25 protein-coding genes are annotated in these 23,547 nt (G+C 66.1%); 14 read left to right on the top strand and 11 right to left on the bottom strand.

The genetic code is table 11. From position 1 onward, the window contains the following. Positions 1-4 precede the first annotated feature (4 nt). From ACQ7JA_RS04870 to ACQ7JA_RS04845, 6 genes are all read right to left on the bottom strand, one after another. The gene (locus tag ACQ7JA_RS04870; protein ID WP_430895120.1) at positions 5-718 is read right to left on the bottom strand and encodes an ABC transporter ATP-binding protein; all 714 of its coding nucleotides are present in this window, start codon (positions 716-718) and stop codon (positions 5-7) included. Then, entirely contained in the window at positions 711-1,913 is a 1,203-nt protein-coding gene (locus ACQ7JA_RS04865; RefSeq protein ID WP_430895118.1) for an ABC transporter permease, read from the bottom strand. The genes ACQ7JA_RS04870 and ACQ7JA_RS04865 overlap by 8 nt, the downstream gene beginning before the upstream one ends. Before the next feature lie 4 nt (positions 1,914-1,917). Further along, a complete protein-coding gene (locus tag ACQ7JA_RS04860) occupies positions 1,918-3,129 on the bottom strand; it encodes an efflux RND transporter periplasmic adaptor subunit (RefSeq protein WP_430895116.1) in 1,212 nt (403 codons plus the stop codon). Positions 3,130-3,231: 102 nt separating this feature from the next. Beyond that, positions 3,232-4,374, bottom strand: coding sequence for a DUF1501 domain-containing protein (locus tag ACQ7JA_RS04855; RefSeq protein WP_430895114.1), 1,143 nt, complete (start codon positions 4,372-4,374; stop codon positions 3,232-3,234). A gap of 4 nt (positions 4,375-4,378) precedes the next feature. After that, positions 4,379-5,749: a DUF1800 domain-containing protein gene (locus ACQ7JA_RS04850; RefSeq protein WP_430895112.1), complete on the bottom strand. Its 1,371-nt coding sequence runs from the start codon at positions 5,747-5,749 to the stop codon at positions 4,379-4,381. Positions 5,750-5,814: 65 nt separating this feature from the next. Continuing rightward, on the bottom strand, positions 5,815-6,951 hold the full coding sequence (locus ACQ7JA_RS04845) for a mechanosensitive ion channel family protein (protein ID WP_430895110.1): 1,137 nt from the start codon (positions 6,949-6,951) through the stop codon (positions 5,815-5,817). A gap of 248 nt (positions 6,952-7,199) precedes the next feature. Here ACQ7JA_RS04845 and ACQ7JA_RS04840 point away from each other — a divergent pair, with 248 nt between their 5' ends. Continuing rightward, positions 7,200-8,588 carry a DUF389 domain-containing protein gene (locus ACQ7JA_RS04840; protein WP_430895108.1) on the top strand — a complete coding sequence of 463 codons (1,389 nt, stop codon included), beginning with the start codon at positions 7,200-7,202 and terminating at the stop codon, positions 8,586-8,588. Between the two features lie 11 nt (positions 8,589-8,599). Here ACQ7JA_RS04840 and ACQ7JA_RS04835 read toward each other — a convergent pair whose 3' ends face one another. Then, entirely contained in the window at positions 8,600-9,088 is a 489-nt protein-coding gene (locus ACQ7JA_RS04835) for a potassium channel family protein (protein WP_430895106.1), read from the bottom strand. Positions 9,089-9,368: 280 nt separating this feature from the next. On the opposite strand from ACQ7JA_RS04835, the gene ACQ7JA_RS04830 reads away from it, so the two are divergent. From ACQ7JA_RS04830 to ACQ7JA_RS04820, 3 genes are all read left to right on the top strand, one after another. Then, positions 9,369-10,037, top strand: a complete 669-nt coding sequence (locus tag ACQ7JA_RS04830) for a response regulator transcription factor (RefSeq protein WP_430895403.1) — start codon at positions 9,369-9,371, stop codon at positions 10,035-10,037. Further along, positions 10,034-11,395, top strand: coding sequence for an ATP-binding protein (locus ACQ7JA_RS04825; RefSeq protein WP_430895104.1), 1,362 nt, complete (start codon positions 10,034-10,036; stop codon positions 11,393-11,395). Before ACQ7JA_RS04830 ends, ACQ7JA_RS04825 begins: the two co-directional genes overlap by 4 nt. Positions 11,396-11,458: 63 nt before the next feature. Continuing rightward, a complete protein-coding gene (locus tag ACQ7JA_RS04820; protein ID WP_430895103.1) occupies positions 11,459-11,863 on the top strand; it encodes a YgiW/YdeI family stress tolerance OB fold protein in 405 nt (134 codons plus the stop codon). A gap of 116 nt (positions 11,864-11,979) precedes the next feature. Here the strand turns inward: ACQ7JA_RS04820 and ACQ7JA_RS04815 are convergent, their stop codons facing one another. Further along, on the bottom strand, positions 11,980-12,522 hold the full coding sequence (locus ACQ7JA_RS04815; protein WP_430895101.1) for a PEP-CTERM sorting domain-containing protein: 543 nt from the start codon (positions 12,520-12,522) through the stop codon (positions 11,980-11,982). Positions 12,523-12,765: 243 nt separating this feature from the next. On the opposite strand from ACQ7JA_RS04815, the gene ACQ7JA_RS04810 reads away from it, so the two are divergent. Genes ACQ7JA_RS04810 through ACQ7JA_RS04800 form a run of 3 tightly spaced genes read left to right on the top strand, consistent with a single transcriptional unit; the run spans position 12,766 to position 15,801 of the window. Continuing rightward, positions 12,766-13,944 (top strand): GDSL-type esterase/lipase family protein, encoded by a 1,179-nt coding sequence (locus ACQ7JA_RS04810; protein ID WP_430895099.1) that lies wholly within the window; start codon positions 12,766-12,768, stop codon positions 13,942-13,944. A 37-nt stretch (positions 13,945-13,981) separates the two neighbouring features. Then, positions 13,982-14,605: an IS607 family transposase gene (locus ACQ7JA_RS04805; RefSeq protein WP_430895097.1), complete on the top strand. Its 624-nt coding sequence runs from the start codon at positions 13,982-13,984 to the stop codon at positions 14,603-14,605. Then, on the top strand, positions 14,599-15,801 hold the full coding sequence (locus ACQ7JA_RS04800; protein ID WP_430895095.1) for an RNA-guided endonuclease InsQ/TnpB family protein: 1,203 nt from the start codon (positions 14,599-14,601) through the stop codon (positions 15,799-15,801). The genes ACQ7JA_RS04805 and ACQ7JA_RS04800 overlap by 7 nt, the downstream gene beginning before the upstream one ends. Before the next feature lie 40 nt (positions 15,802-15,841). Here the strand turns inward: ACQ7JA_RS04800 and trmL are convergent, their stop codons facing one another. After that, complete coding sequence (trmL, locus tag ACQ7JA_RS04795) at positions 15,842-16,312, bottom strand: tRNA (uridine(34)/cytosine(34)/5-carboxymethylaminomethyluridine(34)-2'-O)-methyltransferase TrmL (protein WP_430895093.1); 471 nt, start codon at positions 16,310-16,312, stop codon at positions 15,842-15,844. An 18-nt stretch (positions 16,313-16,330) separates the two neighbouring features. Continuing rightward, positions 16,331-17,065, bottom strand: a complete 735-nt coding sequence (locus ACQ7JA_RS04790; RefSeq protein WP_430895091.1) for a double zinc ribbon domain-containing protein — start codon at positions 17,063-17,065, stop codon at positions 16,331-16,333. Between the two features lie 107 nt (positions 17,066-17,172). On the opposite strand from ACQ7JA_RS04790, the gene ACQ7JA_RS04785 reads away from it, so the two are divergent. The 7 genes from ACQ7JA_RS04785 (at position 17,173) to ACQ7JA_RS04755 (ending at position 23,181) form a co-directional block, all read left to right on the top strand. Then, positions 17,173-18,066: a methyltransferase domain-containing protein gene (locus tag ACQ7JA_RS04785; RefSeq protein ID WP_430895089.1), complete on the top strand. Its 894-nt coding sequence runs from the start codon at positions 17,173-17,175 to the stop codon at positions 18,064-18,066. A 380-nt stretch (positions 18,067-18,446) separates the two neighbouring features. Continuing rightward, positions 18,447-19,637 (top strand): cytochrome c oxidase subunit II, encoded by a 1,191-nt coding sequence (gene coxB / locus ACQ7JA_RS04780; protein ID WP_430895087.1) that lies wholly within the window; start codon positions 18,447-18,449, stop codon positions 19,635-19,637. A 29-nt stretch (positions 19,638-19,666) separates the two neighbouring features. Beyond that, complete coding sequence (ctaD, locus tag ACQ7JA_RS04775; protein WP_430895085.1) at positions 19,667-21,274, top strand: cytochrome c oxidase subunit I; 1,608 nt, start codon at positions 19,667-19,669, stop codon at positions 21,272-21,274. 2 nt (positions 21,275-21,276) lie between these two features. Next, complete coding sequence (locus tag ACQ7JA_RS04770; RefSeq protein ID WP_430895083.1) at positions 21,277-21,387, top strand: cytochrome oxidase small assembly protein; 111 nt, start codon at positions 21,277-21,279, stop codon at positions 21,385-21,387. Between the two features lies 1 nt (position 21,388). Further along, positions 21,389-21,979 carry a cytochrome c oxidase assembly protein gene (locus ACQ7JA_RS04765; protein WP_430895081.1) on the top strand — a complete coding sequence of 197 codons (591 nt, stop codon included), beginning with the start codon at positions 21,389-21,391 and terminating at the stop codon, positions 21,977-21,979. Then, positions 21,979-22,200, top strand: a complete 222-nt coding sequence (locus ACQ7JA_RS04760) for a DUF2970 domain-containing protein (RefSeq protein WP_430895079.1) — start codon at positions 21,979-21,981, stop codon at positions 22,198-22,200. Before ACQ7JA_RS04765 ends, ACQ7JA_RS04760 begins: the two co-directional genes overlap by 1 nt. Positions 22,201-22,323: 123 nt before the next feature. Continuing rightward, on the top strand, positions 22,324-23,181 hold the full coding sequence (locus tag ACQ7JA_RS04755; RefSeq protein ID WP_430895077.1) for a cytochrome c oxidase subunit 3: 858 nt from the start codon (positions 22,324-22,326) through the stop codon (positions 23,179-23,181). 144 nt (positions 23,182-23,325) lie between these two features. Here the strand turns inward: ACQ7JA_RS04755 and ACQ7JA_RS04750 are convergent, their stop codons facing one another. Next, complete coding sequence (locus ACQ7JA_RS04750; RefSeq protein ID WP_231059415.1) at positions 23,326-23,526, bottom strand: twin transmembrane helix small protein; 201 nt, start codon at positions 23,524-23,526, stop codon at positions 23,326-23,328. Between the last annotated feature and the right edge of the window lie 21 nt (positions 23,527-23,547).

The following is a 23,547-nucleotide window of genomic DNA, read 5'->3' as shown; positions in this document are numbered from 1 at the left end:
CGAGCTAGCCAGGCGCATCGTCGCATTCGATTCGTCCGTCCATCAGGGTGATCGTGCGGTCGCACTGTGCCGACAGGCGCGGGTCGTGCGTGACCAACAATACCGCGCAGCCGAATTCTCGGTTGAAGCGGCGGAACAGCTGGAATACTTCGGCGGCCGACTTGCTGTCGAGGTTGCCGGTCGGTTCGTCGGCCAGCAGCAGGGCCGGGCGGCTGACCAGGGCGCGCGCGACGGCCACGCGCTGCTGCTGGCCTCCCGAGAGCTGGTCAGGCTTGCGCTCCTCCAGGCCCGCCAGGCCGACCTCGGCCAGCAAAGCGCGTGCGCGTGCGACCTGCTCGCCGTCGGGTTTTCCGGTGGCGGCCATCAGCGGCATCAGCACGTTCTCCAGCGCCGTGAACGCCTGGATCAGGTGATGGAACTGGAATACGAAACCGATGCTTCCGCCACGCAGCGCGGTGCGCTCGCCGTCGTCCATGCCGCTGGTGGCCTGGCCGAGCAGGAACAGCTCACCCCCCGTCGGACGGTCGAGCAGCCCGATCAAGTTCAGCAGGGTGCTCTTGCCCGAACCCGAGGCACCCACCAGCGCGGCGAAGTCGCGGCGCTGCAGGCGCAGGTCCAGCCCGTGCAACACCTCGACCTCGGTCGGCTTGCCCACGTTATAGCTCTTGCGCAGCCCTTGCAGGCGCAGGACTTCCTGGCCGGCGTCGCGTTCAGACATGGCGGATCGCCTCCACCGGGTCGAGGGCTGCGGCGCGCCGCGCCGGGACCGCCGCCGACAGGATGCCGGTGACGGTCGCCAGCGCCGCCGCGGCCGCCGGCAGCCAGGGATTCACGGGAATGGTGAACAGCTTCGGGCCGAAGGTATTGAAGGCGCCCACCAGACCGTAGCCGGCCGCCGCTCCCAGCAGCGAGCCGGCCAGGCCGAGCAGGGCGCCCTGGACCAGGAAGACGCGCAGCATCTGTCCGCGCGTGGTGCCCATCGCGCGCAGGATCCCGATCTCGCGGGTGCGCTGGACCACGCTCACCGACAGTACGCTGGCGATGCCCAGCGCCACGCTCAGGGCCACGAACGCGCTGATCATCCTCGTGGACAGGCTCTGCGAGCGCAGGGCGTTCATCAGCTGGGCATTGGTTTCCATCCAGCTCTCCACTTTCAGGCCGGTTAGGCGGGCAATGCGGGCGGCGATCTCCTGCGCGGAGAAGATGTCGTCCACCGTCAGGTCGATCACCGTTGCCGCGCCGGGCAGGTCGAGCAGCGACTGCGCCTGCTTCATGTCGACGTAGACGTAACGGGCGTCAAGCTCGCGCACGCCCAGTTCGAAGATGCCGGCGATGTTGACCACGCTTTCACGGCCCTGGCCGCCGGCCAGGCGCAGCTTGTCGCCGACGCGCATGCCGAGGTCCCGGGCGAGCTGCCGGCCAATCACGGCGTCGCCGGCGCCGACGCGGAACGTGCCTTCCACCATGTCGCGCTGGATCGGAATGATGCGCTGGTAGCGGGGCGGGTCGACGCCGAGCAGGGCCACCGACTCCAGGGCCGCGCCGCGCCGCGCGAAGGCCGGTCCCGAGATCAGCGGCGAGACGGCGGTAATGCGCGGCAAGGTGTCGAGCACGTCGCGTACCTGCTGCCAGTTGTTGATCGAGCGCAGGCGCTGGGCGCGCTTGCTCTCCAGCACCAGCTGCGTGACTCCGCTGGGAGGCGCGATGAGGCGGTTGCGTTCGTCGGTCGGCTGGACCTTGATGTGGGCCTGGGTCCCGAGTGTGCGGTCGATGATGTTCGCCTGCAGGCCGGTGATCAATGCGGTAAGGAAGACGATCACGGCGACCCCGACGGCAATGCCGACCAGGATCAGCATGCTCTGCGCCCGTCCCTCGCGCAGGAATTTAATGGCGACGGTCCACTCGAACCACATGCGCTCAGTCCAGCCTGACCGGCAATTCCCTGCGCGTGGCCGGGTCGGCGGGGAGGACGGCCGTCAAAGGCCGCACCCTGTCGCCCTGCTCGAGCGTGGCGGGTGCTTCCGCCAGAACGCGGTCGCCGGCCTGCAGGCCGGCCGTGACTTCGGTCTCGACCAGGCCGCGCAGGCCGAGCTGCACGCGGCGCCGTTCGGCGCGGCCATCCTTGACCAGCCAGACTTGCGCCTGTCCGTCAGCGGCGAAGTCGAGCGCATCGTTGGGGACCGCGATGGCGCGCGCGCGGGCGCCGGTCTGCACGTTTACCGACACCGTCATGTCCTGGCGCAGGAATGCGGGCGCGGGACGCACGGCGAGGCGCACGTCCACCGTACCGCGCTGCGGGTCCACGGCCGGAGCGATGAAGCTGACCGTGGCCGGGAACGGCTGGCGCGGATAGGCATCCGCGGCGCAGGCGGCCTCCTGGCCGAGCGCCAGCACGCCGAGGTTCTTCTCGTCTACCGGCACCAGGATCTCGGTGTCGCCCGCGCGGGCGATCTCGAACAGGATGCGGCCCGGCTGCACCAGGTCGCCCGGCTCGGCATTGCGGGTGAGGACGGTGCCTGCGACTTCGGCGCGGATCGTGGTCTTCGCCAGTTGCGCCCTGGCGCTCTCGACCCGTGCACGGGCTGCGGCCTCGACCGGATTGCCCGGAACCAGGGCGCGTACCGCCAGGCGCGCCTGGTCGGCCGTGGTGCGGGCGATCGTCTCGGCCTGCGCCGCCTGCTCCATGGCTTCGCGGGTGATCATCTGGCGCTGGTAGAGATCGCGGCGCCGCGCCGCTTCCCGGCTCGCCTGGGCCAGGCGAGCCTCCGCCTCCCGCAGGCCGGCCTCCGCCTGCGGACGGGTCGACTGCTGCAGCTCCGCCAGGGCGGCCTGCGCTTCACGCAGGGACGCCTCGAGGTCGTCCGCACGCAGCACCGCCAGCACGTCGCCGGGACGGACGACATCGCCCTCGCGCACGCGGCGCTCGCGTACCACCGCGGTCACCGGGCTGCCGACCTGGGCACGCGAGACGGCCACCACGCGACCGGTGGCCACGACAGTCTGCACCAAGGGACGAGCCGTTATTTCATAGGCGGGCAGGGCGGGACCACGCAGTGGCTGCGACAGCCACCATGCGAGCCCGCCGACGGCCACGCAGGCGGCGACGAGAAAGAAGGGGCGGTGTTTCACGACACGGATCAGTCAGGCATGAAAACAATCATTCTAGCTGATCTGAATGCGGCGGCGGGTTCACGCTCTTTCCTTCATCGCGCAGGCGGAATGCCCGCCCGGCTACGACCGCAGGAACTGTTCGCGCGCCTTGACCGGCGCCGTGTCCGGGAACAGCACGCGTGTCATGCGCGCGGGATCCACCTTGAAGGCTTCGGCGCAGGTCTGCACGATCAGCGCATCCAGCCCCAGCGTCGGCCGCAGGTCGCGCCCTTCCAGCAGGTCGGACGGCCCCAGTCCCGGCCAGTCCGCCACGATGCGGCCTCCTTTCACCGCCCCGCCCAGCAGCATGGCGGCCGCCCCGGTTCCGTGGTCGGTCCCGCCGGTGCCGTTGGCCGCGGCGGTGCGCCCGAATTCGGTCGCGACCAGGATCACGGTCTGGTCCCAGGCCGGGCCCATGCCCTGGCGCAGGCCGGCGATCATGTTGTCGAGGTTGCGCAGCTGGTTGGCGAGGCGTCCGTTCTGTCCGCTGTGCGTGTCCCAGCCATTCGTTTCGATCATCGCGATGCGCGGGCCGTCGGCGCGCGCCAGGAAGCTTGCGGCCATGCGACCGGTCTCCTGCGGATTCTGGCGCGCCTGCGCGGCGGTGTCGCCCGCCATCGCGCGCGATTCCCGGGCCGCCGACCAGAGTGCATGCAGCTGTGGGTCCTGCCCGTACAGCTGCTCGATGCGCAGCATCAGGTCTTCGTTCGCATGCGGCAGGTTGGAGGGTGCGTAGGAGCTGACTTCGAGCGCGCCACGCATCGCCATCGGCACGGTGGGCGAGAAAGCGATGCCCTCGCGGCCGCGCCGCGACAGGGACGCCAGCAGGCGGTTCATCCAGCCGTCCTTCAGCGCGTAGGGCGCCTTGCCGCCGGTCTCCAGCACGTTCTGTCCGTCGAAGTGCGAGCGTTCGCGGTAGGGCGATGCCACCGCGTGGAAGAAGGTGGCATCGCCGGCGTCGTACAGGGTTTTCAGTTCCGCCAGCGAGGAGTGGAGGGCGAAGGTCCCATCGAGCTTGCTTGTCGCCTCGAGGCCGATGGCGAGCTCGCCGCGCAGGGCTGCGTAGGCCGGGTCGGCGTAGGGGATCACCGTGTTCAGGCCATCGGCCGCGCCGCGCTGGAGGATGAAGATGAAGCGGCGGCTGGTCGGCGCCTGCGCGAAGGTGATGCGCGGGGCGGCGAGCAGCGCTGCCGCGCCGGCCAGGAAGTGTCGTCGGCTCGTCATCAATCTACCTCCTCAGGAATTCGGGACAGGCCAGCAGCAGGGCCAATGCGGTGGTTGGGCTCTCGGCGTTGGCGATTGCCCGCTTCGTCATGTCGCCCAGGGCGCCGGGCAATACCTGCGGCGCCAGCTGGCGCGCATCGCGCGCGCCGCCGGCCTGGGCAGCCAGTCGCTGCGCCGTTTCGACCCGCCGCACCAGCGCGTCGGGCGCGGCCCAGGCGCCGGCGGTGTCGCCGTAGCCGGCCGGGGAGCCCGGTTTCCACACGGGCTGGCCCAGCCCGTTCATCAGGTTGTTCGCCTGCTTCCCCGGCATCTCGCGTCGCCCGAAAGCGCGCATGCTCGAAATCGACCAGTCCCAGGGCGACTTGAACTTGCCAATCCCTTGCGTCCAGGCTTCGGGCGACAGCACCAGTGTGCGGTAGACGGCGGGCAGCGCGCCGCCGCTTTTCTGGAAGGTGTCGGCCAGGCGCGCGACCAGGGACGGCGGCGGATCGTCCGCCACGAAGTGGCGCGCCAGCTTGAGGGCGATGTGGTGCGCGGTGGCGGGCGCCGCGGCCACGTCGCGCAGGATGGCGTGTGCCTGCTCCTCGCCGCCCTCCGGGTAGCTGCGTCCCAGTACCTGCCGCTTGCCCGGTTCGTGGGCGCCGGGCCGGAAGCGGAAGGGATTGCCCGGCTCCATGCCGTCGCCGGCGCCTTCGCCGGCCACGGTCCAACCGGTGAGGGCGCGGGCGAATTCCGTGACGTCGGCTTGCGTATAGCCGCTGCGCACGCCCAGCGTATGCAGTTCGAGGATCTCGCGCGCCAGGTTCTCGTTGAGGCCCTGCTGCTTGCCGCGCCGTTTGGCGGAGCGCCGCCCCAGCTGGCTGTCGGGACCGACGGAATTGGTCTGGTCGAGGTAGTAGAGCATCGCCGGATGGCGCACCACGGCCAGCAGCATGTCTTCGAAGCGGCCCGTCACGTGCGGCCGGATGGCGTCCGCTTCGTACGCGCCGGCCATGAGGATGACCTGCTGCTTCTCGGCCGACACCGCGAAGTGATTCGCCCAGAAGTGCACCAGCCGCTCCATGAAGGGCGTGCCGCTTTGCAGGGCGCTGGCCGCGCGTGCGCCGACCGCCGCCTGGTAGGTTTCGCGGCCCTGGCGCTGGAAGGCTTCGCGCACGGCCTGGCGCTCGACGTCGGGCGCCGCGCGCAGGGTGCGCTGCTGGATGGCCCAGTCGCGCGCGAGCGTGCCGGTGCGCGGCTGCGCCGTCCACGGGGCGGGCAGGGCCTCGTAGCGGTCGAACTGGGACAGGAGCCAGCGTTGCGGATCGTTCGGCAAGGCCTCGTCCGGCCGTGCGCCGAGCCCGAAGCGGTTGAGTGCGATGGATTCCTTGCTCATATGTGTCGGCGTGGGAGGTTCATCCATGTATTCCGTTCGGGAGGCCGGAAAGTTCCAACTCTTTTTTACCGGCCGGTCCGAGCATGGGCCGACTCTGCCGGCGCGTCAAGCGGTTCCCGGCCGGCCGCCGCGTCCACGCGCGCGGCGCGCGCGATCCGGAGTTCGGAGTCGGCCAGGCGCACGGTCTGGGTCGGGTAGGCGAAATCGATGCCTTCCTGCTCGAAACGTTCGAACAGGATGATGTTGATGGCCTGCTGGATATCCATATAGGTGGCGTAGTCCGGCGTCTGCACGATGTAGACGACCTCGAAGTCGAGCGAGGAGGCGCCGTAGGACTTGAAGTGGGCGCGGTCGAATTTTACCTGGGGCTGCGCCTCGACCGCTTCGCGCAGGATGCCGGGAATCGCCAGCAGCTGCTGCTTGCTGATCTCGTAGACCACGCCGATGCCGAACACGATGCGGCGGGTCTGCATGCGCTTGTAGTTGCGAATACGGCTTTGCAGCAGGTCGCTGTTGGAAAACACGATCTGCTCGCCGCCGAGGCCGCGGATGCGGGTGGTCTTCAGGCCGACGTACTCGACGGTGCCGGAAAAATCGCCGACGTTGATGAAGTCGCCCACCACGAAGGGCTTGTCGAGCACGATCGAGAGCGACGAGAACAGGTCGCCCAGGATGTTTTGCATGGCCAGGGCAACGGCGATGCCACCGATCCCGAGGCTGGCTACCAGGGTTGTGATGTTGACGCCGAAATTATCGAGGATCATCAGGGCAATCACGGCCCACAACAGCACGCGCGTCACGAAGCCCAGCGCCGCGGTGGACGTGGTGCTGGCAGCGTCCTGCTCGCCGCGCCGGACACGATAATTGTGCAGCCAGCCGTGCACCGCGACGTCGCCCCAGCGCGCCATCTGCAGCAGCAGCGCGGTGACGGCAAGGTGGGACAGCAGCGTGACGGTCTTGGCGGGCAGCGCCAGCCAGTGCGAGCCGGCATAGATGCCGATTGCCAGCATGAACAGCGGGTGGGTGGCGGCCAGCACCTTGGCGGCGAGGTCGTCCAGCCATGTGGTGGTGTGTTGGGCGAAGGTCGCGATGCGGCTGACCAGCAGCTTCCTGGCCGCGTACAGCAGCAGGCAGGTGGCGAGGGCGATGCCGGCCGCGATCGACCAGGCCAACAGATCGTTATTCCAGAGTGTGTATTGCATGTGTTCCTTTCTGTCGGAGCGTCCGGCACAGGCTGCCATAGACGGCGCGGGGGGAGCGCGCCGGAGCGATGTCGCGGCAGCGCCACGTCGGGGAAGGAAACAGTGTAACGGGAATAATATGTTTGAACAAATTAACATTCTTCCAGGAAATATCCGTGGAAATTGGACGATGGCGCGGCGAGCGGCTGCTATGATGCCGGCTGTCCACGGCCCGGCCGTCCCGCACCTCGCTTCTCGCGAGTACCAAGATGAGTGAATTCGACAAGACCTTCGCGCCCCAGTCCGAGGCGCCCATGACCCTTGCCCAGCGCTTCAGCCTGCTGCACGACAAGGCCGACGACGACGTCATCGACGCCAGCCTGCGCTCCGGTGTCGAACTGCGCGGGGCCACGCCCTGGATCCTGATGTTCGCCATCCTGGTCGCCTCGATCGGCCTGAACATCAACTCGCCGGCCGTCATCATCGGGGCCATGCTGATCTCGCCGCTGATGGGGCCGATCACGGGTATCGGCTACGGCATCGGCATCTACGACTTCGCGCTGATCCGGCGCTCGCTGCTGAACCTCGGCATCGCGGCCGCGATCAGCCTGGTGACCTCGACCCTGTATTTCCTCCTCACGCCGCTGGACGAAGCCCAGTCGGAACTGCTGGCGCGCACTACGCCGACCCTGTGGGACGTGCTGATCGCCCTGACCGGCGGCCTGGCCGGCATCATCGGCATGACCCGGCGCGAAAAATCGAACGTCATCCCGGGCGTGGCGATCGCGACCGCCCTGATGCCGCCGCTGTGCACGGCCGGCTACGGCCTCGCCAACGGCCAGTGGGCGGTGTTCGGCGGGGCCTTCTACCTGTTCTCGATCAACTGCGTGTTCATCGCGGTGTCGACCGTGATCGTCATCGAGTTCCTGCGCCTGCCGCATCGCAAGTTCGTCGACGTGGGGGTGGAGCGCCGCGTCAAGCGCACCCTGTGGACGGTGGTGCTCCTGACCGCGCTGCCCAGCATCTACCTGGCGATCCAGCTGGTCGACAACGAGGTGTTCGGGCACCGTGCGCGCCAGTTCGTGCGCAACGAGTTCGGCAACGCCGGCACCCACGTGGTCGACGTCCAGCTCGATCCCCTGGTGCGCCAGGTCGAGCTGACCCTGATCGGGCCGCGCATGCCGCTGGCCGCGATCCAGGCGATCGAGAAGCGCCTGCCGCAGTCGGGGCTGCCCGGCGCGCGCCTGCTCGTGCACCAGGCCGAGGACAGCCGCGTCGACGTCGGCGTGCTCAAGGCCGACATCCTGGCCGACATCTACCGCGACACGCAGCAGGGCCTGCGCGAGCGCGACGCCACCATCGCCCAGTTGCGCCAGGAGCTGGCCAAGCGCGACGCGCGCCGCGACGCCTGGCGCGAGACCGCCTTCGACATCCGCAACGAATTCGTGGCCCAATATCCGAACTGCGAGGTGCTGATGGGCGTGGCCCTGGTGCGGACCGAGGACGGCAAACCGGCGGTGGAGGCGCCCATGCTCACCGCCACCTGCAAGCGCGCGCTGACCACGGCCGACGCGCAACGCGCGCGCACCTGGCTCACCACGCGCACCAAGTCGGACGGCGCCCAGCTGGTCCTGATCCCGGCGCCGCGCCGGCGCTGACGCCGCCCGCGCTACCTGCGCTTACGTCCGCCGCCGGCGAAGGCTTCGATCTTCCTGGTCGGACCGGACACGATTGGGAGACCGGCCGGCAGGATGCGCGTCTCGGGCAAGGCGTGCTGGAAGTCCTCGTTGACGCGTTTGACCCCGACCACCGTCACGCCGTGGCGCGAGCGCACGTGCGACTCGGCCAGGCTCTGGTGGTGGGTGTCGGCCGGCGCATGGATCTTGGCGATCGCGAAGCCGTCCTTGAACTCGATGAAGTCCATCATGCGCACGGTGATCAGGTGGTCCACGCGCGCGCACATGTCGGCTTCCGGGTACACCACGTGATGGGCGCCGATGCGTTGGGCGATCTGGCCGTGTTCGGGCGTCTTGGCCTTGACCCAGATGTCCTTGATCCCGAGTTCGGTCAGCACCATCAGGGTCATCAGTCTGGCCGACAGGTCGGAGCCGATCGCCACGATGGCGTGGGAAAAATCGGCAACGCCGAGCTGCAGCATGACGTTTTCGTCGGTGGAGTCGGCCTGTACCGCATGGGCAGGCGGTCGCCCCCGAACCGCACCAGGTCTTCGCGCCGGTCGATGCCCATGACGTCGTAGCCGAGGCGGATCAGGGACCAGGCCACCAGGGCGATGCGCAGGTGCGCAGCCTGGCCAGTCCGACCTATCGCAGGTGGGGATTGCTGTACGAGCAGCAGTTCCAGTCCAACCGAGCGGGGAGGGCGGCCCGGCCGCATCCGTGGCACACTTGGGGTCCATCGACTCCAAGACCAACGCCCCGATGCGCATCCTGCTGGCCGAAGACGATACCTCCCTGGGTGAGACCATCCAGGCCTGGCTGCGCCTGGACCAGCATGCGGTGGACTGGGTGCGCCGCGGCGACTCCGCCCAGACGGCGCTGGCCACCCACCATTACGACTGCGTGCTGCTCGACCGGGGCCTGCCCGGCATGTCGGGCGACGATCTGCTCGCAAGCCTGCGCGCCCGGGGCGATATGGTGCCGGTCATCCTGATCACCGCCTTCAATGCGCTGGCCGACCGGGTCGAAGGCCTGGACCTGGGCGCCGACGACTATCTGGTGAAGCCTTTCGAGCTGGAAGAGATGTCGGCCCGCATCCGCGCCGCGGTGCGGCGCGGCGCCAGCCAGGCGAGCAATGTGCTGGGCCACGCCGGCATCGCGCTCGACCTCGAGACCCGCCAGGCCAGCCTGCACGGCCAGCCCGTCGCGCTGACGGCGCGCGAATACCACGTGCTGCTCGCCCTCCTGCAGCGCAAGAACGCCATCGTCACCCGCGCCCAGATCGAAGAGAGCCTGTACGGCTGGGGCGAGGAGGTCGAGAGCAATGCCATCGAGGTCTACATCCACAACCTGCGCAAGAAGTTCGGCAGCGACAGCATCGTCACGGTGCGCGGGCTCGGCTACCGCCTCAAGGAAGTTGAGGGAAGATGAGCATTGACGCGCGCACGCCCTGGTCGCTGCGGCGGCGCCTGCTGGGGGCCATCCTTGCCGCCAGCGCCGTGCTGTGGCTGGCCAGCCTCGGCACGTTGACGGCCATCGCCTGGCAGGAAACCGGCGAAGTGTTCGACGATGCGCTCGAAGAGTCGGCCTATATGCTGATGGCGGCCACGACAAGCCTCGAGGCGCGCGGCCTGCTGGCGCGCCAGAACCCGCTCGAGGGCGACGAGGTGCGCCGGGTCGACATGCAGTACCAGATCGTGGTGGGCAACCAGGTGGTCCAGCGCACGGCAGGTGCGCCTGGTAGCCCTTTCGTCGGCGGCTTCGACGACGACCACGGCTTCGTCGACCTGCTCGTCGGCGACGACCGCTGGCGCGTCTTCGTGGTGCGCGACGAGGCGCGCCGTTTCGAGGTGCAGGTCGGCCAGCGTGCGGAGAAACGCTTCGACATCCTGGAAGAACTGGCGGATGCACTGTGGCTGCCGGTGCTGGGCTTTCTGCTGCTGCTGGCCCTCGTCGCCTGGTGGCTGACGGGCAGGGTGCTGGCGCCGCTGCGCCGCACCGCCCAGGCCATCGCCGCGCAGACCCCCGAGGACCTCACCCGGGTCGACGCCCGGGGGCAGCCGCGCGAACTGCTGCCGATCGTCACGGCGCTGAACGAGGTGCTGGGACGCCTGGATGGCGCGTTGCAGGCCGAGCGCCGCTTCACGGCCGACGCCGCGCACGAACTGCGCACGCCGCTGGCGGGCCTGCACATGCACGTGCAGCTGCTGCAGCGCCAGCATCCGGAACTCGGCGCGCCGTTCCGGAAGCTCCGTACCGATATCGGGCGCCTGACGGCGCTGGTCGACAGCCTGCTCACCCTGGCGCGCCTCGATCCGCTGGCGCGTGCGCAGCTGGCCGGGCAGGAGGTGGCGCTGCGTCCGCTGTTCGAGACCCTGCAGGCCGAGTACGCGGACGAAGCGGCGCGGCGCGGCATCACGCTGGACCTGCGCTGCGAGATCGGGACGCTGCGGGCCGACCCGCAGATGCTGGGCATCGTGCTGCGCAACCTGGTCGGCAATGCCTTGCGCTATTGCCCGGCGGGCAGCCGGGTCGAGGTCGAGGCGGTCCACCATGGCGGCCGCGACCGCATCGCCGTACGCGACGACGGCCCGGGCGTGGACGAGGCCAGCCGCCGGCGCCTGACGGAACGCTTTTTCCGGGTGCTCGGGACGGAAGAGGGCGGCAGCGGGCTCGGCCTGTCGATCGTCAAACGCATCGCCGAGCTGCATGGCGTGGAACTCGCCTTCGGGCCAGGCCTGGGCGGCCGCGGGTTGGGCGTCACGCTCGACTGGCCGCGTTCGTCTTAAGATCGAATTAATGTCCGCCCGGTGTAATGCTCCTGTTACTTCAAACCACCCAGGAGCGAAACCATGAAACGCATTCTCCAGATTTCCTGCATCACCACCCTGCTGGCCGCCTCGGCCTTCGCCGTCGGCCAGACCACCGGCTACACGGGCCCCTCGACCAAGCCGGCCCCTGCGGGCTATACCGGCCCGTCGAGCGTGCCGCTGATGAAGGCCAAGGACCTGCTGGACAAGGGCAAGGACGACCAGTTTGCTCGCCTGCAGGGCAAGATCGTCAGCCACAAGGGCGGCGAGGACTACGAGTTCGCTGACGCGAGCGGCAAGATCACCGTCGAGATCGATGCCGAGCACTTTCCGGCGGGTGTCACCGTCGACCAGAACACCGTGGTCGAGCTGACCGGGGAATTCGACAAGGAGACCTTCGGCGAGTCGACCTTCGAGGTCAAGGCAATGAAAGTCGTGGGTAAATAAGTAGGGTGTACGGCTCCGCCGACCGCGCGTTCAAACCGTGCGTGAGCAGCATGCGCCGCATCTGTTCGTCAGGAAGCTGAACGCGCGGTCGGCGGAGCCGACCACCCTACGTAACCCTACGAACGGCGGGCGCGCCAACCGAGGCCGAGCAGTCCCGCCGCCAGCATCAGCCAGGTGTGCGGCTCCGGCGCCTGCGACATCATCGTCAAGGTCGTGTCGCTGGTCCAGTACAGATGCCGCTCGGTCGTCATGCCCGGATTGAATTCATAAGCGTAATGCTGGTCGCCGGTCGTGATCAGGCGGCCGCCGCCGACCCAGCCTTCCGGGTCGCTGCCATAGCTGCCGACACTGAAGTGCAGGCCGCTGTCGGGCGAAAAGGAGAAGCCGGTTGCGCCGCAGAAATAGTAGGCATTGCTGGTCGGTGCGCAGGCGACGTAGTCGAGCTCGCCGACGACGAGGGACAGCAATTCCTCCTTTTCCAGCAGGCCGTCGCCATCGAGGTCATTACCCTTGAAGGAGCCGGAGATGACCTCATCGGGCAGGAAGCTGTTCGACACGCTGTCGTAAAAGCCGTTGAAGGAAAATCCCCAGGAAATGGGGTCTGCATGGGCAGCGGTGCAGCAGAGCAGCAGGGCGCCAGTGGAAAGAAACTTGTTCATGTGCTTACCTCGAGCAAAGACAGGGCGCCGATCGATGTATTACACGATCAGCGTACTCCTGTGCCCGCAGACTTGCGTGTGCCCCAGCTCACATTTCTGCATTGTGTCTTCAAGGCGCAACACAAAGTCACATTGCCGTTTGGAAAGGCAGTGCGATTGACAAAGCTAACCGTCTTGGGAAGAATCGCCCGACCCGAAAAGCGTCCTGGCACCGCCTGCGCTTGCCATTCAAGGACGATATCCATGACCATGTTTCACGTTTCCCCCATTCCGCCAGACTTCATCCACGGCGCGGTCGAGATCGAGCAGCGCGAGGCGGGGATCCTGCCGCACCGCCTGCCCGCCTGGGCGCGCGCGCAGTGCCGGGATGCCCAGCTGGCGATGGTGCAGTCGCAGCCGTCCGGCGTGCGCCTGGCGTTCCAGACCACGGCGACGAGCGTCGAGCTGGTGACCTTGCCGACCAAGCGCAACTACCGCGACATGCCGCCGCGCCCCGACGGCGTGTATGACCTGCTGGTCGACGGCCGCCTGTTGCAGCAGGCCAGCGCCCCGGGCGGCAAGGTGCTGAACATCGACATGGTGAGCGGCGCCAGCACCCTCGAGGCCGGCGCGCCGCAAACCCTCCGTTTCACCGACCTGCCGCCGGGAGAAAAGACGGTCGAGATCTGGCTGCCGCATGACGAGACCACCGAGCTGGTGGCGCTGCATGCGGATGCACCGCTCCAACCGCTGGCGCCGACGGGCAAGCGCCGCTGGCTGCACCACGGCAGCTCGATCAGCCAGGGTTCGAACGCCTTCCATCCGACCGGCATCTGGCCGGCAATAGCCGCTGGCCAGGCCGGGGTCGACCTGCTCAATCTCGGTTTCGGTGGCAGCGCCCTGTTGGATCCTTTTACGGCGCGCACGATCCGCGACCTGGAGGCCGACCTGATCAGCATCAAGATCGGCATCAACCTGGTCAACCTGGACCTGATGCGCCTGCGCGCCTTCGGACCGGCCATGCACGGCTTCCTCGATACGATCCGGGAAGGCCATCCAGACACGCCCCTGCTCGTGATGTCGCCGATCTATTGCCCCATTCATGAAACGACGCCGGGGCCGACGATGGTCGATGGCAAGGCATTGAGCCGCGGGCAGCTGCGCTTCCGCACCACGGCCAGCGAGGCCGAAGTCCGGCAGGGCAAGCTGACCTTGGCCGTCATTCGCGAGCAGTTGAAGGAGATCGTGGGTGAACGGGCCCTGCTTGACGCTGCCATCCACTACCTGGACGGCAGGGAACTGTATGGCCCGGAAGACAACGCGCGCCTGCCGCTACCGGACGAATTGCATCCGGACGCGCAGGCGCACCGGCTGATCGGCGAACGCTTTGCCGACAAAGTCTTCGGCGGCGGCGTGTTCAAGGCGGTGGGTTTTAACAGTTGACGTTGAACTTGTTCATTCTTGAGTAGTCTTACTCAATATGAGCAAGTTCGTCTCCATCACCGCGGCAGCAAAAGCACTCGGTGTCTCGGCCAGTACCTTGAGGCGCTGGGAGGCGGCTGGCAAGCTTGTGCCTGGCAGAACAGAAGGTGGCCAGCGTCGGTATGATCTCGCAGCAATCCATCCAGAACGCTACCATGGCACGCTGGCGCCGCGCGGGACGGTTGCCTATGCCCGGGTTTCCAGCCATGACCAGCGAGCAGACCTGGAACGCCAGCAGCAACTGCTGGAATTGTACTGCGCAGCCCAAGGGTGGCCCTTCGAGGTCATTGCCGATCTCGGCTCGGGAATGAATTATCACAAGAAGGGGCTGAGAAAACTTCTTGGCGAAGTCCTGGATGGGAACGTTGGCCGCCTGGTCGTGGTCCATCAAGATCGCCTGCTGCGTTTCGGCGCCGAATTGGTGTTCGCCATCTGCCAGGCGAAAGAAGTCGAGGTCGTGATCATCAACCAGGGGGAAGATAGAAGCTTCGAGGAGGAGCTCGCGACCGACGTGCTGGAAATCATCACGGTGTTTTCCGCCCGGTTGTACGGCAGTCGCAGGCACAAGAACCAGAAGCTCATCGATGGTGTTAAAGCCGCGGTGGAGGAAGCGCAATGTTGAGGGGCCACAAGATCAGGCTTGATCCCAACGACGCGCAAGCCACCCATCTTGCACGGGCCACGGGCACCGCGCGGTTCGCCTATAACTGGGCACTTGGCGAATGGGGTCGCCAGTACCAGGCCTGCCTGCTCGACCCTGCGCTGCCAAAGCCCAACGAAGTAGCATTGCGGCGCCAGCTGAACGCCATCAAGCGCACGGCCTTCCCCTGGATGATGGAAGTGACAAAGTGCGCGCCCCAAATGGCGATCATGCAGCTGGGACAAGCTTTCCAGAACTTCTTTTCACACCGCGCCCGCTACCCGAAGTTTCGTCGCAAGGGCTTGGATGACCGGGTCACCCTGAGTAACGACCAGTTCCAGATCAAGGACAAACGCATCCGGATTCCGAAGCTGGGCTGGGTGCGCATGCGAGAGTGCCTCCGATTCACTGGCCGCATCGTCTCGGCATGTATTTCTCGCATCGCCGATCACTGGTATGTCAGCATCACCGTCGATTCTCCTGAGCTTCCACTCGTTCCGCCGTCCGAAAACCAAGGTGCGGTCGGAGTCGATCTCGGCGTGAGCAATCTGGTGACGCTGTCCACCGGAGAGACGTTCGCTGGTCCGAAAGCGATGCGGCATGCCTTGACGCGGCTGTGCCGGCTATCGAGATCGCTGTCCCGCAAAGTGAAAGGATCGCGCAACCGCGCCAAAGCCAGGCGTAAGCTCGCAAGGCATCATGCACGCGTGCGAAATATCCGGCTTAACAGCGCGCACCAGATAACAAGCAACATCACGCGGCGCTTTCACGCGATCGGCATCGAAGACCTGAACGTAAGGGGAATGCTGGGAAACCGGCGCCTGGCCCGCGCCATCGCTGACATGGGCTTTGGTGAACTGCGCCGCCAGTTCGAATACAAGGCGGCCTGGCGCGGCGGGAAGGTCGTGGTGGTGGACCGCTGGTACCCCAGCAGCAAGACCTGTTCGTGCTGCGGAAACCGGATCGACGTGCTCGGCCTTGCCCAGCGGGAGTGGGATTGCGCGACGTGCGGCGCTTCGCATGACCGCGACGTCAATGCGGCAATCAATTTAAGAAACATGGCGGTGAGTTCCACCGTGTCGGCCTGTGGAGGAGAAGGTGCTGGCATTGCGCGCGAGTGCAAGGTGAAACCGGCTCCGGTGAAGCAGGAATCCAACGGCAAGGCTAGCTTTAGGTAGGTTCAAGCAGCTTTACGTAAGTTTGGAAGAACGGAAGCGCTTAGAGTCCACCGGCGTAGCCGTTCTGGCGCCAGGCTTCGTAGACCACCACGGCGACGGTGTTGGAGAGATTGAGGCTGCGGTTGTCCGGCATCATCGGCAGGCGGATGCGCTGGCTCGGCGGGAAGGTTTCGCGCAGGGCGGGGTCGAGGCCGCGCGATTCGGCGCCGAAGACGAACACGTCGCCCGGCTGGAATGCTGCGTTCGCAAACGGCGCGGAACCGTGGGTGGTCAGGGCGAACATGCGCTCTGGATCCGGTTTCGCGTCCTGCAAGAATGCTTCCCAGTTCTTGTGCACCTTCATGGTCGCGTAGTCGTGGTAATCCAGGCCGGCGCGGCGCATCTTGGCGTCGTCGAGCGGAAAGCCGAGCGGCTCGATCAGGTGCAGTTGCACGCCGGTGTTCGCGCACAGGCGGATGACGTTGCCGGTATTCGGCGGGATTTCCGGTTCGACCAGGACGACGTGGAACAATTCTTTCTCCTCTAGCTGTCAGTGGGGCGGGGTGCGGGCGAACACGAAGTTCGTCACGCGCGCCGCGCCGGCGCGTTTGAGCACGCCGGCCAGTTCATCGAGTGTGTGGCCGCTGGTCATGACGTCGTCGACCACGCCGACGTGCCGTCCCGCCAGCGCAGCCTGTCCGTCCGCCAGGGCAAAGGCGCCACGCACGTTGCGGCGCCGTTCGCCCGGCGCCACGCCCGACTGGGCCGCCGTCTCGAGCACGCGCTCGAGCAGGCGCGGCGCCAGCGGGATGCCGAGCCCCTTCGCCAGGGGCCGGGCGACCTCGAGCGCCTGGTTGTAGCCGCGCTCGGTCAAGCGGCGCGCTCCCAGCGGTACCGGACACAGCAGCTCGGGCAGGGGAGCGCCGGTGCGCAAGGCCGCCTCGGTCAGCCGCGCCGCCATCCAGGGCGCCAGTGCGAGCCGGGCGCCGAATTTCAGTCCCAGCACCAGGCCGTCCAGGGGCGCCGCGTAGTCGCAGGCCGCGACGGTGGCGTCGAAAGCCGGCGGATCGGCCAGGCAGGCGCCGCAGCGGCCTCCGGCGTCGATCGCGCCGACCGGATTGGCGCAGCAGGGACAGCGCGGACGATGGCTTGCCGCATAGGCCAGCGAGCAGGCGCCGCACACCGCCCCGTCCTGCACGGCGCCGCACAGCGCGCAGCTGGACGGCAGCAGTGCCTGCAACAGCATCCGGGGCAGGGCGGCCAGGCGGGACGAAGGGGAAACCATGGGCTTCGGCTCACTCATCGGCTGAACTATGCGCAACCATGTACACTCCCGGCATTATCTCATTTGTCCGCTTCACCACCATGGCTTCACCGCAACCCCCATCCAAGATGAGCGCGCCGATCGACCTCGATCGCGTGCGCTCCCTGTTCGCCCAGCCCGGCCGCATCGCGCCTTCGGATTTCCTGCGCCGCGAGATCGCGGGCCGCATGCACGAGCGCCTGCAGCTGGTCAAAATCGCGCCGAAGCAGGTGCTCGACGCCGGCTGCGGCGCGGGCGCCGACCTGGCCCTGCTGCAGAAGACCTATCCGGCCGCCCAGATCCTGGGCATCGACGCGGCCCCCGCCATGGCGGCCGCGGCGAAGGCGCCGGCCCCGAGCACCCGTTCGCTGAACCAGATGCTCAGCCGTTTGCTGCCGGCCAAGGCCGGGGTCGACATCCTGTGCGGCAACTTCGGCCAGCTGCCCTTCGGGGCGAACTCGCTCGACCTGCTGTGGTCGAACCTCGCGCTGCACTGGCATCCCCAGCCCGACCGCGTGTTCGCCGAGTGGCGCCGCGTGCTGCGGGTGGAAGGCCTCCTGATGTTCTCGAATTTCGGCCCGGATACCTTCATCGAGCTCCGCACCGCCTTTGCCGCCATGGATGAAACCCCGCATACACTGCCTTTCGTCGACATGCACGACTTCGGCGACCAGCTGGTGGAGGCGGGCTTCTCCACGCCGGTGATGGACATGGAGCGCATCACGGTCACCTACGATACGGCGGAAAGCCTGTTGGCGGACGTACGCGCGATCGGCGGCAATCCGCTGGCCACGCGACGGCAGGGCCTGGTCGGGCGCGCCGCCTGGCAGCGCATGCTGGATGCGCTGGAAGCGGGGCGCCGTCCGGATGGCAAGCTCGGCTTGAGCTTCGAGGTCATCTACGGACACGCCTTCCGCCCGGCGCCGCGCGTCACGGCAGCCGGCGAGGCGATCGTCCGCTTCCAGCCGCGCAAGCCGAATTGAGCTATTTATATTGCATTGCACCCACAGCACAGCGTTAGGTGCGGGGTGTTGTTGCCCCTCGGTGGACGGATTTTCCTTGAATAAAAATTACTGATTTGGATATAATCAATCGCTATTTTTGTCGCCAAGTAAGAAAAATCGCTGAAAAAACGAGCACTTCCTGGCAAAAAATAGAATTGAATTGCAGCATTAGCAGAGCCGCCGGTGACGGGTAGCAGACGTTAGCAGCCACCGGCGTGGAGGTAGACCCACCGTTCCGCAGCGCAATTTCGCGGTATTGGTACGTGCCTTTCTGCGAATTATGTTTCGGAGCGGCGGCAGTTCGTTCATGGAGCTGCCGACCGTTAAAAATATTTTTATTTTGGGTGGTTGGGGACAACATGACATACGCATCGCGACTTGGGGCCTGGTTGTTCGGCCTCGCAGCAACGGCCGGCATCCCAGCATGGGCTGCCGATCCGCAAATCACGGGCCGGCCGCAGGAACACCAGCTGAACATGCAGACCCCCGTGAGCGCCGTCGGCCACGATATCTACGACCTGCACAACTGGATGATGATCGTCTGCCTGGTCATCTTCGTCGGCGTGTTCGGTGTCATGTTCTACTCGGTGTTCAAGCACCGCAAGTCGCTCGGCCACAAGGCCGCCACCTTCCACGAATCGACCGCCGTCGAAATCGCCTGGACCATCGTTCCCTTCCTGATCGTCATCGGCATGGCCCTGCCGGCCACCAAGACCGTCGTCGCACTGAAGGACACCTCGAACGCCGACATCACGATCAAGGCCACCGGCATGCAGTGGAAATGGGGCTATGACTACCTGAACGGCGAAGGCGAGGGCATTTCCTTCCTGTCGAACCTGTCGACCCCGCGCAGCCAGATCGGCCTGCCGGGCGAAGCCGCCACCGAGAAGAAGGGCGAAAACTACCTGCTGGAAGTGGACAACGAGATGGTCGTCCCGGTTGGCAAGAAGATCCGCATGGTCTTCACCGCCAACGACGTGATCCACGCCTGGACGATTCCCGCCTTCGCCATCAAGCAGGACGCCATCCCCGGCTTCGTGCGCGACGGCTGGTTCAAGGCCGACAAGGTCGGCGTCTACCGTGGGAACTGCGTCGAGCTGTGCGGCAAGGACCACGCCTTCATGCCGATCGTCGTGCGCGTCGTCTCCGCCGAGGATTACACTGCCTGGGTAGCCGGCGAGAAGAAGAAAATGGCGGCCCTGGCCGACGATCCGAACAAGGTCTGGACCATCGATGAACTGAAGACCCGCGGCGAACAGGTCTACAACGCCAACTGCGTGGCCTGCCACCAGGCCAACGGCAAGGGCGTACCGAACGCCTTCGCGGCGCTGGACGGCTCGCCGAACGTGCTGGGCGCCAAGGCGCACCAAGTCGACATCCTGCTCAACGGCCAGGACACCCCGGCCTATCCGTCGGCGATGCCGGCCTGGAAGCAGCTCTCGGACACCGAGATCGCCGCGGTGATCACCTATACCCGCAACTCCTGGTCGAACAAGGCCGCGGAAAACATCGTGCAACCGGCCGAAGTGCTGGCCGCACGCAGCAAGTGATTTAGCTATCTAGCTTCAGGGAAATCGACATGACTACCAGCACCATCGATCACACACCCGGCCACGACCACGCTCATGATCATGATCATGCGCACGACCATCCGCACGGCTACCGCCGCTGGCTCTTCGCCACCAACCACAAGGACATCGGCACCCTCTACCTGTGGTTCTCCTTCATCATGCTGCTCTCCGGCGGCGTGCTGGCGCTGATGATCCGCACCGAGCTGTTCGAGCCGGGCCTGCAGTTCTTCCGCCCCGAGTTCTTCAACCAGCTGACCACCATGCACGGCCTGGTGATGGTGTTCGGCGCGATCATGCCGGCCTTCGTGGGCTTCGCCAACTGGATGCTGCCGCTGCAGGTGGGCGCCTCGGACATGGCCTTCGCCCGCATGAACAACTTCTCGTTCTGGCTGCTGCCGCCGGCGGCGATCCTGCTGGCCGCGTCCTTCTTCTCGCCGGGCGGGGCGACCGCGGCGGGTTGGACTCTTTATGCGCCGCTGTCGACCCAGATGGGCCCGGGCATGGACATGGCGATCTTCGCCATGCACATCATGGGCGCCTCGTCGATCATGGGCTCGATCAACATCATCGTCACCATCCTGAACATGCGCGCGCCGGGCATGACCCTGATGAAGATGCCGATGTTCTGCTGGACCTGGCTGATCACCGCCTTCCTGCTGATCGCCGTGATGCCGGTGCTGGCGGGCGCGATCACCATGACGCTGACCGACCGCCACTTCGGCACTTCCTTCTTCAACGCGGCAGGCGGCGGCGACCCGGTGATGTACCAGCACATCTTCTGGTTCTTCGGCCACCCCGAGGTCTACATCATGATCCTGCCGGCCTTCGGCATCGTCTCGCAGATCATCCCGGCCTTCGCCCGCAAGCCGCTGTTCGGCTACGCCTCGATGGTGTATGCGACCGCCTCGATCGCGATCCTGTCCTTCATCGTCTGGGCCCACCACATGTTCACCACCGGCATGCCGGTGACCTCGCAGCTGTTCTTCATGTACGCCACCATGCTCATCTCCGTGCCGACCGGCGTGAAGGTGTTCAACTGGGTCGCCACCATGTGGAAGGGCTCGATGACCTTCGAGACCCCGATGCTGTTCGCGGTCGGCTTCATCTTCGTGTTCACGATGGGCGGCTTCACCGGCCTGATCCTGGCCGTGACCCCGATCGACATCCAGGTGCACGACACCTATTACGTGGTGGCGCACTTCCACTACGTGCTGGTGGCGGGTTCGCTGTTCGCGCTGTTCGCGGGCTACTACTACTGGGCTCCGAAATGGACCGGCTACATGTACAACGAGACCCGCGGCAAGATCCACTTCTGGCTCTCCTTGATCACGTTTAACATCACCTTCTTCCCGATGCACTTCCTGGGCCTGGCCGGCATGCCGCGCCGCTACGCGGACTACGCGACCCAGTTCACCGACTTCAACATGATCGTCTCGGTCGGCGCCTTCGGCTTTGGCCTGTCGCAGGCCTACTTCCTGTTCGCGGTGGTGCTGCCTAACATCCGCGGCGGCAAGAAGGCGGAAGCCAAGCCATGGGAAGGCGCGGAAGGCCTCGAGTGGACCGTGCCGAGCCCGGCGCCCTTCCACACCTTCGAAACCCCGCCGCTGGTGAAGTAATCATGGCTACCCACGAGCAAAAGAAGAGCAACCTGAAGACCGCCCTGGTGCTGGGCGGGATCGCGCTGTTCTTCTTCGCCAGCGTGTTCGTCAAGTTCACCCTGCTGAGCTGAGATGACGACGCCGAGCAGCCCAGTCAGCAGCCGGATTCGGCGCCTGAACCGCTCCACCCTCGGCAAGCTGGTGGTGGTGGCGGTGATGATGTTCGGCTTCGGCTACGCGCTGGTGCCGATGTACCGCCAGATCTGCGAGGTGCTCGGCATCAACGTGCTGACCCAGCCGGGCGAGTTCGTCGAAGCGCCCGTGAACACCCAGGTCGACAAGAGCCGCAAGATCGTCGTCGAGCTCGATGGCAATTCGCAGGGACCGTGGCGTTTCCGTCCGGTCCAGCGCAGCATCGAGGTGCATCCGGGCGAGCTGGCCACCGTGACCTACGAGGTGGTCAACACACAGGGCAGGGCGGTCAAGGCGCAGGCGATTCCGAGCTACGCGCCGCAGGTCGTCACGCCGCACTTCAAGAAGGTCGAATGCTTCTGCTTCCGCGAGCAGACGCTGCAGGCCAACGAGGCGCGCCAGATGCCGGTGGTCTTCTTCATCGATCCCAAGCTGCCGCGCGAAGTGAAGAACATCACGCTGTCGTACACCTTCTTCGAGATCGGCGGCGCGGTGCAGACCGCATCTAACGGTTCGGGCAAGGTGAAGTAATGGAGGACAAGCCGAAGGCCTTGCCGCACCAGCGCAAGGGCAGCTTCCGGGCATCGATGAAGGCGGTGTTCTGGTCCTTCTTCGGCGTGCGCAAGCGCAGCGACTACGAGAAGGACGCCGCCAACCTGAATCCGGTGCATGTGATCATCGCCGGCCTGATCGGGGCGGCGATCTTCATCGGGCTGATCATGCTGGCGGTCAGGTTCGCGGTGTCGCAGTAAGGCAGTTTCAGGGAATGTCACAGGACGTGACGGCAGAATAAAAAAGAGATCCCCGGCAAGACCGGGGAAGCAGGTTTCGCGATTCAGAGTGCTAGACAATTCAGAAGAGTTGAGGAGATGAAGATGAGTTCGCCACACACCGTGCCCCATTACTTCGTGCCAGGCCCCTCGCGCTGGCCGATGTCCGCCGGCATTTCGATGCTGGTCACCATGATCGGTGCATCCGCATGGGTCAACAGCGTTTCCTGGGGGCCTGCCGTGTGCCTGGTCGGTATCGTCGCGATGCTGGTCGTCCTCTATTTCTGGTTCGGCGACGCCATCGGCGAATCGGAATCGGGCATGTACGGCCGCAACATCGACCTGTCCTACCGCTGGTCCATGAGCTGGTTCATTTTCTCTGAAGTGATGTTCTTCGGCGCCTTCTTCGGCGCCCTGTTCTACGCCCGCGCCATCACCATGCCCTGGCTGTCGGACCTCGACCACAAGATCATCTGGCCGGACTTCGCGCCGACCTGGGGCAATACCGGCCCGGCCGGCGTGGTCGACGGGTTCCAGACCATGGGTCCCTTCCCGATCCCGACCATCAACACCGCGCTGCTGCTGCTGTCGGGCGTGACCCTGACCATCTCGCACCACGCGCTGCGCGCCGGCCACCGCTCGAAGACGGCCTTCTGGCTGTTCGCCACCATCCTGCTGGGCGCGGTCTTCATGGGCTTCCAGGTCTATGAATACATGCACGCCTACCAGGAACTGAACCTGAAGCTGACCTCGGGCATCTACGGTTCGACCTTCTTCATGCTGACCGGCTTCCACGGATTCCACGTGACCATGGGCGCGATCATGCTGTCGGTGATCCTGTACCGTGTGATGAAGGGCCACTTCACGGCGGACAATCACTTCGGTTTCGAAGGCGCGGCGTGGTACTGGCACTTCGTCGACGTGGTGTGGCTGGGCCTGTACGTTGTCGTGTACTGGCTGTAAGTAGTTGATGCAGGTCGTAGGGTGGGCGGCTTGACCGCCCACGCGGTCGACGGACGGGGGATCATTCGCAACGCCGCCCTGCAAACGTGATTTGAACGCGTGGGCGGAGGACCGCCCACCCTACGTCAGAGTAAGCGAGCGGTATCAGCGAATGCCGGTCGGCGCAATCCACCCCATCTTGTAGGCGCCCAGCAGGCAAAGGAAGAGGGTGATCGACAGCCCGACCCGCATCGCCAGCGCATGCACGGTGCGGTTGCTCTGCCCCTTGTCGCGCATCAGGAAGAACAGGGCCGAGCCGAGGCTGGCGAGAATCAGGATGAAGGCAATGGCAACAAGCAGTTTCATGGTCGGCCCGGGCTTAGGTTG

Source organism: Massilia sp. BKSP1R2A-1 (assembly GCF_050586525.1).
Classification (GTDB): domain Bacteria; phylum Pseudomonadota; class Gammaproteobacteria; order Burkholderiales; family Burkholderiaceae_D; genus Telluria.
This window is presented reverse-complemented; position numbering and strand designations above follow the sequence as displayed.